Origin of the sequence: Exiguobacterium sp. s11 (assembly GCF_018619015.1) — a bacterium.
Taxonomy (GTDB): domain Bacteria; phylum Bacillota; class Bacilli; order Exiguobacteriales; family Exiguobacteriaceae; genus Exiguobacterium_A; species Exiguobacterium_A indicum.
The window spans coordinates 786,761-800,961 of the sequence record NZ_JACSNF010000001.1; the positions used below are offsets into that span (position 1 = coordinate 786,761).

9 protein-coding genes and 1 other annotated feature are annotated in these 14,201 nt (G+C 47.3%); all 9 genes read right to left on the bottom strand.

Going from position 1 to position 14,201, the window contains the following annotated elements:
• Window positions 1–44 precede the first annotated feature (44 nt).
• The 9 genes from KNQ12_RS04400 to hemA all read right to left on the bottom strand — a co-directional run bounded on the left by KNQ12_RS04400 (window position 45) and on the right by hemA (window position 14,004).
• A complete protein-coding gene (locus tag KNQ12_RS04400; RefSeq protein ID WP_023468966.1) occupies window positions 45–731 on the bottom strand; it encodes an ankyrin repeat domain-containing protein in 687 nt (228 codons plus the stop codon).
• A gap of 18 nt (window positions 732–749) precedes the next feature.
• Window positions 750–4,349 (bottom strand): DUF5057 domain-containing protein, encoded by a 3,600-nt coding sequence (locus KNQ12_RS04405; RefSeq protein ID WP_214746534.1) that lies wholly within the window; start codon window positions 4,347–4,349, stop codon window positions 750–752.
• Between the two features lie 83 nt (window positions 4,350–4,432).
• A complete protein-coding gene (locus KNQ12_RS04410) occupies window positions 4,433–5,665 on the bottom strand; it encodes a bifunctional folylpolyglutamate synthase/dihydrofolate synthase (RefSeq protein ID WP_075642589.1) in 1,233 nt (410 codons plus the stop codon).
• A 54-nt stretch (window positions 5,666–5,719) separates the two neighbouring features.
• Window positions 5,720–8,356, bottom strand: coding sequence for a valine--tRNA ligase (locus tag KNQ12_RS04415; RefSeq protein ID WP_483297637.1), 2,637 nt, complete (start codon window positions 8,354–8,356; stop codon window positions 5,720–5,722).
• A 50-nt stretch (window positions 8,357–8,406) separates the two neighbouring features.
• Window positions 8,407–8,636: a binding site (T-box leader), on the bottom strand.
• A 54-nt stretch (window positions 8,637–8,690) separates the two neighbouring features.
• Window positions 8,691–10,001 (bottom strand): glutamate-1-semialdehyde 2,1-aminomutase, encoded by a 1,311-nt coding sequence (hemL, locus tag KNQ12_RS04420; RefSeq protein ID WP_055968728.1) that lies wholly within the window; start codon window positions 9,999–10,001, stop codon window positions 8,691–8,693.
• Window positions 9,998–10,987: a porphobilinogen synthase gene (hemB, locus tag KNQ12_RS04425; protein WP_023468970.1), complete on the bottom strand. Its 990-nt coding sequence runs from the start codon at window positions 10,985–10,987 to the stop codon at window positions 9,998–10,000. The genes hemL and hemB overlap by 4 nt, the downstream gene beginning before the upstream one ends.
• The gene (locus KNQ12_RS04430; RefSeq protein WP_035396604.1) at window positions 10,984–11,664 is read right to left on the bottom strand and encodes a uroporphyrinogen-III synthase; all 681 of its coding nucleotides are present in this window, start codon (window positions 11,662–11,664) and stop codon (window positions 10,984–10,986) included. Before KNQ12_RS04430 ends, hemB begins: the two co-directional genes overlap by 4 nt.
• Window positions 11,654–12,580, bottom strand: coding sequence for a hydroxymethylbilane synthase (gene hemC, locus KNQ12_RS04435; protein WP_023468972.1), 927 nt, complete (start codon window positions 12,578–12,580; stop codon window positions 11,654–11,656). Before hemC ends, KNQ12_RS04430 begins: the two co-directional genes overlap by 11 nt.
• An 83-nt stretch (window positions 12,581–12,663) precedes the next feature.
• The gene (gene hemA, locus KNQ12_RS04440; RefSeq protein ID WP_035396598.1) at window positions 12,664–14,004 is read right to left on the bottom strand and encodes a glutamyl-tRNA reductase; all 1,341 of its coding nucleotides are present in this window, start codon (window positions 14,002–14,004) and stop codon (window positions 12,664–12,666) included.
• Window positions 14,005–14,201 lie beyond the last annotated feature (197 nt).

The following is a 14,201-nucleotide window of genomic DNA, read 5'->3' on the forward strand; positions in this document are numbered from 1 at the left end:
AGAAGAGCCCCTCATCAACTCGATGAGGGGCTCTTCGTTATTGCTTAGAATGTCGTAGCACGATACATTTTTGCAATCTTCTTTACTTGTTTCGTTTCTACCTTTGCCTTGTGCTGTTTCAACAATTCAAATAAATCTTTTCGATTTTGTTTGACTGTCTCATAGATCGGACGTTCTTTTCCTAAGTTCGGATTGGCACCAGCCCCTAAAAGTAACTCGATGACTGTCTCATTTTGATCAAGTGTGGCATAAAACAAAGGGGTATGACCGTACGCATCGATTCGATTTAAATCTTTAGACGTTGCGCGCTTGACGAGTAAAGCATACGCATCACTGGAACGATTCACACTTGTTGCCACATGAAGAACAGATTGTTTCTTCTGATTTAACTGATTCACTTTTGCTCCCTTTTTTAGCCAAGTAGCCACTGTATCCCGAGGAGCAAACTGCGCCGCATAAAACCAATTCATTTGATTTTGAGATGTCTTAGAATCTAATAGCAATTCAGCCTTTTCAAATGCAAGCGTCTCTTGAAAACGACCAATATAACGATTTTTTTCCGATGTAGACATGTCTGAACTTTTTAACGCGGATGCTAATTCCATAGGCTTTTCTGAACGTAACGCCTGTTCTAGTTCAGTTTTTCGATTCGATTGAATGACGTAACTTGTAACTCCGACTCCAGTCAAAATCACGATCAAAAGGATGACAACGATGCGTTTTCGTTTCATATCCAACTTCCCCACTTTTTAATATACATCTCCATCCAAGTCGGTTGATCCTGAATCTGAACCAATCGTCACCTTGAATGTTGTACTCAAAGGTGTTTTCTTATCATTTTTCAAGACTTCCAACACATCTTTATTTTCTTTTAGCACAGTGACTTTAATGCGAGCCACACCAGGACGTAACGGTTGCAACGCTTGGCCCGTCGGATCGATTTTGACGTACTCTTTCCCTTGCGTCACTTCCATCCGGTAAAATCGTTCAGTCGTCGTTTCCGGGAACCACCCTAAGAGTGGTCGTTTGTTTTCATCCTTCATCGTCATGATTAAATCATCAGCTGTTACGCTGGTCGGGTTCTCACGGACTCGAACGAGTGTCTTTGCTACCGTATCTGGGAAATCCGTCAACGTGAGTAATGCTTCGACAGCTCCATTTGGAGTACCGGTCTTACCTGTAATCGTATAACCGTTCGCTGTTGGTATCAGTTCAATCGCACTACTCAACGTAGACGTCGTAAATGGTAACGGGTAATTCGGTTTGAATGTTGCCGTCACATCTTGTGTTGATCCGACCCAGAGTTCAAGATTACTTGGGGCGACCGAAAGTTCCGGTAGCTTCACTTGAATTGTATAGGTCGTAGACTGGACAAGGTATGTCGAACTTCCTGCTTCTGCCGGAACGACAGCTTTAACTGTGATCGTTCCAGGTGTTTTCCCGGTCAAATCTAATGTGTTTTTCGATAAACCATTCGTTTTGACATGCGAATCATTCGTGATGATCCATTGAATCGGTGTCTCGTTTCCTGAAATCATCGAAGCGAGTCCCGTCATGGATTTCGTTTCACCAACGTACAGTGTATCCGGTACGTTTCTTACAATCAGTCCACCAAATACATCATTGATCACGAGATCAGATGTCGTCGTGAGTTCTTTTCCATTACCTACAGGAACGACTAATTTGATTTGTGTCGTACCGACTTTTTTCGGTTTAATGACTCCTGCTTCATCGATTGAGGCAATCGTCGGATCGACGATCGACCATTTCAACGTTCCGTATTGGCTACCTGTCGGATTAATTTCTGGCAAGACTTTATACGATGGTGTCGTGATATCCATCTTGACGGATGGAATCTTCGCACTTGTCGCAAATGCCGGTGTCAATGCGTAGCCAAGTGTCGGAAATGCTTGTGGATCATTATTTACTGTCGTTAGTTTATCTGAACGATTTGTTTCATTTTTATAGACATTTTTAGTTGATGTTAGCACATTATCTTTTTTATCGAGCGTGTAAATGCCCGCAGATTCTTTAGCTTTTACTTTTACTTTAAATGTTATTTCTGATTGTTTAGCTACCCACTGCCCTTGGTAAATGCCATCAAGTGCTTCATCGTATTCAATGTTTGGTGCGTAGCCTTTTATAGACTGTCCAGAAATAATAGCATCCTTTAACCCACTAGTTGAAACCACTTCTAAATTACTCGGTAATTTTTCATTGAACAGTATATTTTCCATCGTCACAGAAAATTTCCCTTTGATATAGCCATTCTCCCCAATAGCTTCTTGTTGCTTCATAGGTGTTGTTTTAATGGTATATGAAATTTCAGCCGTCTCACCATTAGGAATAGTAGCCGGATCAATAGAACGAGATAATACGAAAGGAGCAGAAACAGCAGGTCGAACAACTTGAACGGTCCGTGTCTCGATTGCCTTAGCTCCCCGCTGATCCTCTGCTTCGATTCGAATCGTAACACTTGTTTTACCTTTTAATTTTGATTCGAAGGATTGACTGACGAACGAGTTATTCTTCAACTTATTGTTTTCAAAGACTTTCTCATTATCAATATAGATCCGTGTCTTTAGCTCACGGTCTTGCAGATCATAGTCGTTGACTTGATACGAGATCGTCAACGGCTCATTCTCAAGATAGCTCGATTTGTCCGTTGGCAAGATATTCTTGATTAATGGCTTGTGGTTCGCACCGATGAAAGCACGATACATCGTATTCGAGAACAATTCTTTTTCTTGTTGTTGATCAAATTTTGTTGTGTGTCCTGCTCCAGAATACGTAACGTTCCCTTTTGTGTACATATAGTAGTGGTTGCGTGCGTCCCCAATCGTTCGACCTGCAGCCTGGTTCGAGGTATTCAGATCTTTTTCACGGATGTTATACCACGGAATAAGGTCCGGTTGCTCAAGATCCAAGCCGAAGTATTGATTGTGGGTCGTTGCTATCGCTACTGTATCTGCCAAAGCAAATGGATAAGAAGTCATGACTCCGGCATTTTGTTTGACTGCCTGCCCTGATGGTCGTTGCGCCCCGTATCCCATATTCGTAAAGTTCTTTTGACCAGCAAGATCAGCAAATTTCGTTTCCCAGAATAATTCAGGTTTATCGGTTTGAGCTGGTCTGAAAATCGTGTCGTGTGTCAACATCAATCCTTGACCAGTATTCGTAAAATCAAGGATTGCATTCGATGCAGGATCGCTTAGTGCAGCAGCACCATATGAATCTTGAAACCCGAAAATCAACATGTCATAATTTGTATTTAAATTTTTCTTTTGAAAGTCCGAGTTGAATGTTGTTGCAGATAATACTTCGACATTAAAGTCATATAATCCGTCTTGTTTCAACAATGTACCCGACATGAATCCATTAATAGAGCCGGTTGATCCCGAACGCGTGACTTGTAAAATCTTCGCTTGGGCTACCTGATCCTTCATTAAGAAGCTACCGATCTTATAATCCGAAAGTCCATCTTCACTTACGACTTTAATCATCCAGTTCCGTGGTCCTGTATAACTCGGTGCATCAAATTGATAGGACAAGGAGCCAGAAATCGTCGCTGGTTTTTCATCGACCTTTTCGGATTCCTCAAACTGGTCATTACTATTGAAATCAATATACAATTGAACGCGTGTATTAGCCGTAGTTTGATCAAGCGTAAAATTAAAATCAATTGGTTTATCTGGTGAAGCCGGTGCTGCTTTATCCACCGATGTTAACGATTGACCAGCCTGCGAAACCGCTACTTTGCTTAAACGAGGTCGTTCAATTTTTTCGGATTGTAATCGGGAGACGACCTGTTTTGAATCCGTATAGGCAATCGCAGCACCAGACGTCATGCTTGGCTTAAAAATCGAAGTGAAATTACTCGTTGCATGTGTTAACACATCAGCGTGTAAAAAGACTGGTAATCCTTTTTGAATGTAATTCTTCAAAATTTCATTCGCTTTTAACTTCGTAATATCATTTTCGATGTTACTGGTATTATGCTGTTTGGATTTCGAATCAGATACTGTAATCGAATAACGGTCTGTTCCTGTAAAAATAGATGGATCAAAGACGATCGCATCAAATGCACCATCAAGTGAGAAACGAGACGCATTCAACTCTTTGACCGTCATCATCTTGATTTCGTATTGACTGGTATTCAACTCTTTTAACAATGATAACGACGTGATTGTCGTTCCCGGATCAATCCGGTTCGTCGCCGACCAATCATCACGAATCTCTAAAATCTTGAACTTCTCGCCTGTCGCCGCTTTTGAATGCGGTTCATGTATATACGTAAAGCTTGAAAAAATCAGTAAGCTTGCTACTAACAAACGGACCCACTGTCTCATCGCTCATCGTCTCCTCATCATGTCTTTGAAATCCGGGACTATACTTCCCCAATTTCATTATAACGAGCGAAATCGCATTTTCCCTATTTTGTAAAAGAGTTTGTGTACATTTGACGCACTTCACTGATGAAATAGAGTGATCCCGTCACGACATATGTTCGATTTGCGCTTAAGTGACCTAAGAATGCTTTGACCGTCGTTACGTTCGCGCCCTCTTGCTGCAACTCCTCTCGCGTCCGAGCTCGTGGGAAATCAAACGTCGTCTCGTAAATATCCGGTGTAATGCTACGTAACTGCGCTAGCATCGCTGTCCGGTCTTTGTCACGTAAAATCGAACAGAGCAACGTCACCGGTTTTGATTCCTCTTTTAACCGTTCAACAAGTGCCGTGATCCCTTCCGGATTATGCGCACCATCGAGAATGATCCGTGGTTTGCGTGAGATGATCTCAAACCGTCCCGGATGTTTTGCCTCCCGTAGCCCTTTTCGGATCGCCGCTTTCGACCATCCAAGTCGTCGCGCACAAATGACGGCGTTCGCTGCATTATGGACTTGATGATGACCTTCGAGACCTAAGCGTGTCTCCGGAATCCCATCATATGTCGCCCAAGTTCCTGTCTCTTTCAGACGGTAACGGATGATCGCTTCCTGACTCCATTTCAACGTCGCATTTCGGTCACCGCAATACGCCATTAACGGTACCGTCAGCTCTTCCTGCAGTTTTCCGGCGATGACCGGTGTCCCTTGTTTGATGATCCCGAACTTCTGTAAAGCAATCTCTTGGAGCGTATCTCCGAGAATCGCTTGATGATCGTGCCCGATCGACGTGATGATCGCTGCGACCGGCTTCTTGAAGACGTTCGTCGAATCATACAATCCACCGAGTCCGACTTCATAAATGACGAAATCGGGACGAATCTGATTAAAATAATAGAAAGCAAGTCCCGTTAATGCCTCGAACTCAGTGACCGTACCGAGTGCCGGATCGATATGCTGGATGGCAGCTTGAACAGCGATCGCAGCGGCGACGAGATCATCTTCTGCGATCGGTACCCCGTTCAACATAATCCGTTCCTCGAACTGAATGATATACGGCGACGTGAACGTCCCGATGCGTAATCCTTCCGCAATTCCCATCTCACGTAAGAACGCAACCGTCGATCCTTTCCCGTTCGTGCCAGCGACATGAATCGTCGGAATCGCGTCCGGGTCAATCTGTAATTCCAGTAACATCGCCTGCATCCGTTCAAGACCTGGTTTGACGCCAAATGCTAGTAAGCTCGATAACCAATCCAATACATCTTCTCGCGTCCTCATGTTGTTCGCTCCTTTAAAAAAAGTGGCTCAAGGAAACTTGAGCCACTGCTGTAATTAGTGTGAGAGTTCGTTGATGCGTGCTTCGACAGCTTGACGTTTTTCCGTATAATCAAGTGCCTTCGCCTTTTCTTCATCAATAACATGTGCCGGTGCTTTGCCAACGAAGCCAGGGTTGTTGAGTTTTTTCTCGACCCGTTCGACTTCTTTCGTATACTTGACGAGTTCTTTATTCAAGCGCGCGATTTCTTCCTCGATGTTGATCAAGTCCGCGAGTGGGATGAACAATTCTGCTCCCGTTACGATCGCACTCATTGCTTTTTCTGGTGCTGGCATCTGTTCTTCGATTCGAAGTTCAGATGCGTTCGTGAACTTTTGCAAGTACGAGCTGTTTGACGACAGGTCGTCTTGAACACGTGCGTCATTCGTCGAGATGAACAGTTGGATCTGTTTCGACATCGGTGCGTTCACTTCCGCGCGGATGTTACGAACCGAACGGATGACGTTCTGAACCGCTTCGAATGCTGGAACGGCTTCCGGGAAGTCGAGTGACGCTTCACGTGTTGGCCATGCAGCACGTGTGATCGTCTCGCCTTCATGCGGTAAGTGTTGCCAGATCTCTTCCGTGATGAACGGCATGAACGGGTGCATCAGACGCATGATCCGATCGAGCGTATAGGCAAGAACCGAACGCGTCGTCTGTTTCGCTGCTTCATCTTCCCCGTTGAGCGGTAACTTCGCCATCTCGATGTACCAGTTACAGAAGTCTTCCCAAATGAAGTGATAGAGAATACGTCCCGCTTCACCAAACTCGTATTTGTCAGATAAACGCGTTACGTCGTCAATCGTCGTCTGTAGGCGTGTTAGGATCCATTTATCTGCGAGTGACTTCTCGCCTGTCAAATCGATCTGATCAAACGTTAGACCATCCATGTTCATCAAGGCAAAGCGGCTTGCGTTCCATAGTTTGTTCGAGAAGTTCCATGTTGCTTCGATCTTTTCCCAGTAGAAGCGGAGGTCGTTGCCTGGTGTTGATCCTGTCGTTAAGAACCAACGAAGAGAATCGGCACCATACTTCTCGATGACATCCATCGGGTCGATTCCGTTCCCAAGTGATTTCGACATCTTGCGTCCTTCCGAATCACGAATCAATCCGTGAATCAAGACGTCTTGGAATGGACGTTGTCCTGTGAATTCGTACGATTGGAAGATCATCCGTGATACCCAGAAGGCGATGATGTCGTAACCTGTGACGAGTGTCGACGTCGGGAAATATTTTTGATAATCCGCTGCGTCTTTGTTCGGCCAACCCATTGTTGAGAACGGCCAAAGCGCTGACGAGAACCACGTGTCGAGAACATCGTTGTCTTGCTCCCAGTTCTCGATATCGGCTGGTGCTTCCTTGCCAACGTATACTTCGCATGTTTCTTTATGGTACCAAGCCGGAATCCGGTGTCCCCACCAGAGTTGACGGCTGACACACCAGTCACGGATGTTTTCCATCCAGCGCACATACGTGTTCTCAAAGCGTTGTGGAACGAAGTTGACCTTGTCTGGTCCTTGTTGTTCCTCGAGTGCTTTTTGCGCGAGTGGTTCCATTTTGACGAACCATTGGAGTGAAAGATACGGCTCAACGATCGCGTCTGAACGCTCCGAGTGACCGACAGAGTGCAAGTGTGGTTCGATTTTGATTAGAACACCTTCTGCTTTTAAATCTTCAACGATTTGTTTCCGGCATTCGAAGCGATCCATACCTTCGTATTTCCCTGCGTTCTCGTTCATCGTTCCGTCTTCATTCATGACGAGGACACGTGGTAACTCGTGACGGTTACCGACTTCGAAGTCGTTCGGGTCGTGCGCTGGTGTGATCTTAACGACACCTGTACCGAACTCCATGTCGACATAGTCATCGGCAACAATCGGAATCTCGCGACCAACGATTGGTAACGTGATTGTTTTTCCGACGAGGTGAGCATAACGCTCATCCTTCGGGTTCACGGCGATCGCTGTATCACCGAGCATCGTCTCAGGACGTGTCGTCGCTAGTTCAACGTGACCTGAACCGTCCGTTAGTGGATAGCTGAAGTGATAGAACGCACCTTCTATATCCTTGTAGATGACTTCGATATCCGAGATCGCTGTTTTCGTCGCTGGGTCCCAGTTAACGATGTATTCGCCGCGGTAGATCAAGCCTTTTTCGTAAAGTTTCACGAAGACTTCTTGAACCGCTTCTGACAATCCTTCGTCAAGCGTGAAACGCTCCCGTGAATAGTCGAGTCCAAGACCGAGTTTTGCCCATTGTGCACGGATCGTTGACGCGTACTCTTCTTTCCATGCCCATGATTGCTCGAGGAATTTCTCGCGCCCCATTTCAAGACGTGATTGTCCTTCTGCCCGCAGTTTTTGTTCGACTTTTGCTTGCGTCGCGATACCGGCATGGTCCATTCCTGGTAGGTAAAGAACGTCGAATCCTTGCATCCGCTTCATCCGTGTCAGCATGTCTTGTAACGTTGTGTCCCACGCGTGACCAAGGTGCAATTTACCTGTGACGTTCGGTGGTGGAATGACGATCGTGTACGGCTCTTTTTCTGGATCCTGATCGGCTTTGAAATAGTCACCTTTCACCCAAAAGTCGTACCATTTTTCTTCCGTTGCCTGCGGATCATACTTCGTTGGCATTGATAATTCCTGCATCCTGATCGCTCCCTTTTTGTCCATAATAAAAACGGCTTCTCTCGTCCTATGCTAAGGACGAAAGAAAGCCGTTGCTTTTTTCCGCGGTACCACCTTAGTTCATCCACAATCGGATGCCCTCGAGCCACGTAACGTGTGGAGAACGGATATCGCTCGTAAGACTCACGATACCAGCTCGTGGGGTGACCTTCCTCCTGTTCGCCCGTCACATCTTTCAGCCAAGGATGTGTTCTCTACACCGGTACGAATACAGGACTACTCTTCCCGTCATCGCTGTTGCCATTTTCTTCTTTACTTATTTTAGCCGAGAGTTCAAGCAATCGTCAAGAACTGCTTAACGACCAAATTCAACTTGGAGTTCTTGGAACGTCAATTCGACGGCTTCGATCGTCCGCTCGATGTCTTCGTCCGTGTGGGCGATTGACAGGAAGAGACCTTCGAATTGTGACGGTGGTAAGAAGACACCACGCGCCGCCATCTTTTGATAATACGAACGGAACATCTCAAGGTTCGATGTTTTCGCTTTTTCGAAGTTCGTGACGCGCTCATCCGTGAAGAAGACACCGAACATCGCGCCTGCACGGTTCGTCGTCAACGGAATGTTATACTTCGCCGCAGCGTTCAGGTAGCCTTCTGACAAACGGCTCGCTTTCCGGTCGAACTCTGCATAGTGTTCTGGTTTCAATTGTGTCAATGTCGCTAGACCTGCTGCCATCGCGAGTGGGTTCCCGGATAACGTACCTGCTTGATAGATTGGACCTTGTGGTGCGATCTGCTCCATGATGTCACGACGTCCACCGTAAGCACCAACTGGCATTCCGCCGCCGATGACTTTACCGAGACACGTGATATCCGGTGTGACACCGAAATGTCCTTGGGCACAGTGGAATCCGACACGGAAACCGGTCATGACTTCGTCAAAGATCAGTAAGGCGCCGTTTTCTGACGTGATTTCCCGTAAGCCTTCGAGGAATCCTGGTTCTGGTGGCACGAAGCCCATGTTCCCAGCAGCCGGTTCGACGATGACACCGGCGATATCGTCGCCATGTTTTTCGAACGCGATCCGGACAGCGTCCAAATCATTGTACGGAACTGTCAGCGTCATGCTCGCGATTTGCGCCGGAACGCCTGGTGAATCTGGTAATCCGAGTGTCGCGACACCTGAACCTGCTTTGATCAAGAGCGAGTCACCGTGACCATGGTAACAGCCTTCGAACTTCAAGATTTTCGTCCGACCTGTGTAGCCACGTGCGAGACGAAGGGCAGCCATCGTCGCTTCAGTCCCTGAGTTGACCATCCGGACGACTTCGACCGACGGCACACGACTGATGACGACTTCCGCCATCGCTGATTCGATTTCCGTTGGTGTCCCGTAGCTCCAGCCACGCGTTGCTTGTTCTTGAATTGCTGACGTGACGATTGGATCGGCATGACCGAGAATCATTGGTCCCCATGACAAGACATAATCGATATATTCTTTTCCGTCGATATCATAGAGCTTCGATCCTTTCGCATGATCTGCGAAAATCGGTGTCATCCCGACCGATTTATAAGCACGGACCGGACTGTTGACACCACCCGGCATGAGCGGGAGTGCCCGCTCGAATGCTTCTTTTGATTTTGAGTTCTGGTTAATTAAGCTCATTTCGACCCCTCCAGGTAACGACAAATGTCTTTTGCGAAATAGGTGATGATTAAATCAGCGCCTGCTCGTTTAAAGCCAAGCATCGTCTCAAGGACGATTCGTTCTTCGTCGATCCAGCCGTTCAAGGCAGCGGCTTTGACCATTGCATACTCACCCGATACGTTATATGCGACAATTGGTAGATCGATTCGCTCGCGCACATCGCGAATGATATCCATGAACGCAAGTGCAGGTTTGACGATCATGAAGTCAGCTCCTTGATCGACGTCCGCTGTTGCTTCGCGGAACGCTTCGCGACGGTTTGCCGGGTCCATTTGATAACCTTTCCGGTCGCCTTCTCCCGGTGCCGAGTTCGCTGCATCACGGAATGGACCGTAATAAGCAGACGCATATTTAACACCGTAGCTCATGACCGGAATGTGACTGAAGCCGTTCTCGTCTAATCCTTGACGAATCGCTGCGACGAATCCGTCCATCATCGATGATGGCGCGATGACGTCGGCACCTGCTCGGGCTTGTGAGATTGCTGTCTTGACGTGAAGCGGTAATGACGCATCATTATCGACCGTACCGTCGGCGACGATTCCACAATGACCTGTCGACGTATATTCACATAAGCATGTGTCGGCGATGACCGTTAGCTGCGGGGCAACCTTCTTGACGAGACGTGTCGCTTCTTGAACGATCCCGTGATCGTGAAACGCACCTGATCCTTGCTCGTCTTTCAAGTGGTCGTGCGGGACACCGAATAAAATGACAGATTCGATTCCGAGTGCGACGACTTCTTCAATCTCAGCCGTCAGATGATCGAGTGATAAGTTGAAGACGCCAGGCATCGAACTGACTTCGCGTTTAATGTCTTCGCCTTCAGCGACAAAAATCGGATAAATCAAATCTGATTTATGCAACTGATTCTCGCGGACGAGTGACCGGAGTGATGCGGTATGACGTAAACGACGGTGACGTGCGTATTCTAATGTGTTCATGCTGATTCCTCCTCAATGATACGATCAATCATGCCGTCCACCGTGAATTCACGGGCGACATGGATCGGTTGAAGTCCGGCTGCTTTTGCTGCTTGCTCCGTGACCGTCCCGATGACGATGAATATCGTCTGTGGGGCTAACGGCGCAATCGCTTCGACAGCGGAAGGACTCTGCAGTCCAATATAGGTGGCAGTTCTGACAAGTGCTTCAGGTAGTCGACGGGTGACGGTTTCATAGGTGATGATATCTTCAATTGTGAATCGATTCAGTTTCCGTAACTGATCGACTGGTGCTTGACGCGACCGATTCCCACGCGCAAAAACGATATGATCGCCGTCAGACAAGTGTGGTCCGAGTTCTGCGACGAGTGCGTCTCCTGTAAAGGTCGACGGACAGAAGTCGGCCGTTCGACCGTACTTCGCAAGTGCGTCTGCCGTCTTTCGTCCAACGACCGCGATACGTGTTGCTGTTAATTCAGGCAACGCATCAGCAATCCGGTGGACACCATTCGGACTCGTCACGATGAGCCAATCCATTCCCTTCGGCAATGTAAACGAAACCGGTCGCGTTTCAATGACAGGATAGTGCACTGACTCGATCGCGACGGCGCGCAGTCGCGCCATCTGCTCGGTCGTCGGTGGTCGGCTGCCCGTGAAGAGTACCTGCTTACAAGTCATCCGGAAGTGTCGCGAGAATCTCACGACCGCCCGAAGCAAGCAGACGTTCTGCAACATCTTGACCGAGTTGCATCGGGTCAAGACCTGATTCGCGCTCGAGTAGGATTTGCTCACCATCGACGGATCCAATGAATCCGACAAGTGTCGTTGACATGTCTTCGTTGATCGTTGCGAATCCACCGACCGGAACGTGACAGCTACCTTCGATCGCCGCTAAGAACGCGCGCTCTGCGTAAGCTACTTTTTCCGTCATCTGATCATGGATCAGGTGCAGAAGGTCACGTACTTCTTGATCATGTTCGCGACATTCGATACCGAGGATTCCTTGACCGACGGCTGGAATCATGTCATCTGTCGAGAGATATTCCGAGACGACGTCTTCAGACCAACCCATCCGTTGTAGACCAGCTGCTGCGAGCAAAATTCCGTCAAACGGACCATTCTTTAATTTATCGAGTCGTGTGTCGATGTTTCCGCGAATCGATTCGATTTTTAAATCAGGGCGGAGTTTTAGCAATTGCGACCCACGACGTAAGCTACTCGTGCCGACAACTGCACCTTCTGGCAAGGAAGCAAGACCTTCGCCTGTTTTCGTGATCAAGGCATCACGCGCATCGACACGTGCTGGTGTGGCACCGATGATGAGACCATCCGGTAATTCAGAAGGTAGATCCTTCATGCTGTGAACGGCAAAATCGATTTCTTCGTCAATCATCTGTTGCTCGATCTCTTTTACGAATAATCCTTTACCGCCGACTTTCGAGAGCGTCACATCCAAAATGCGGTCCCCTTTTGTGATGATGTTCTTGATTTCGAACTCATACGGCGCGCCGGCTTGTTTCAACTGGTCAATGACCCATTTCGTCTGTGTCATCGCTAGCTTCGAGCTTCGCGATCCAACAATGATTTTTCGCATGCTAAAATCCCCCTGTACAATGATAAAGGGGCGGCACAAGTCCGCCCCATGCATTTTCTATTGTAACACAAATCGTGCTTTGTTCACCGGTTCACAGCTTTTGCAGAAGGTGTCGTCTCTTCTGATGTCATGACATCATCTTCGAGCCCTTCGAACAAGTCTTCGTTTAATGCAAACGTATCCATGAACTGCGCAATCCGCTCATCGGCATCTGGCTTCGCTGCCGCATCTTTAATATAAGACAACGGCTCACGCAACAACTGGTTGATGATTGATTTCATGTGTTTGCCAATGACGGTTTTTTCGCGTTTTGACATATCCGGTAATTTCCGTTCCAAGCTTTGCATCGTTTCTTGTTGAATCCGCAATGCCTGGTCTCGTAATTCCGTGATGATCGGTACGACACCAAGTGTCGTCATCCAACCTTCGAACTCAGCGATTGCTGCTTCGATCCGTTGTTCGATTTTCGCCGCTTCCTTCATCCGTTCCGCCATGTTTTGTTGGACAATCGATGTCAAATCATCGACATCGTACAAATGAACACCCGGTAAATCACCGACGGTCGGTTCAATGTCCCTTGGTACGGCGATATCGATCAAGAGGAATGGACGATCGTGCCGGAACAGCTGTGCTGCCGCGATGTCTTCCCGTTTGATGATGGCACGTTTGGCACCTGTTGAAGAGATGACGATGTCTGCCCGAAGCAAACCGCACTGCATCTCGTTAATCGAATGTGCCGATCCTTCGAACCGATTCGCGACCTCTTCTGCTTTAGCTAACGTCCGGTTAAAGACCGTGATATCGCGTGCCCCTGCTTCATATAGGTTGAGCGTCGTCAATTCGCCGGTTTCTCCCGCACCGATGACGACGATTGATTTATCTTCAAGCGATCCAAGTAACTGTTCGGCAAGCGTGACAGCAGCAGCACTGACAGAAACGGCATTTTCACCGATTCCAGTTTCTGCGTGAGCCCGTTTGGCGAGCGTGACCGCTTCTTTGAAGAGTTTATTGAAGACCGTTCCTGTCGTTTCAAGCTTCTGCGCCATGAAGAAGCTTGTCTTCACTTGACCAAGGATCTGCGTTTCACCGACAATCATCGAATCAAGTCCACTTGTCACGCGGAACAGATGCTTCATCGCATCAAACCCTTCATGAATGAAGAGATACGGCTCGAGTTCCTCCATCGTCAAACCGAACCAGTTTGCAAGGAAACGTTTCGTATAATATCGTCCTGTATGTGGCTGATCCGTCACGACGTACAGTTCCGTCCGATTACATGTCGAGACGATGACACTTTCAAAAATACTTTTTTCATCGCGCAATGCGACGACCGCTCCCTTCATCTCATGCTCCCCAAATGAGACTTGTTCGCGTATTGATACAGGCGCTGTTTTGTTATTCAAGCCGACCACTACGATATGCATGCGCTCTACCCCTTACGTCCAAAGATTTCGTTCCGATCTATCTTTTCGTTCTCTATCCTACATTATAACCATTATAAAAAAGATTCCAATCAATTTATAAACTAAAATGAGTCGAAGTTGTGAAATCTTCTTCATTTTTTCTCTTCTTCTACCTTATCCCTCTCTCATGAAAATCACAAACCCTCTGCTCCTAAAAA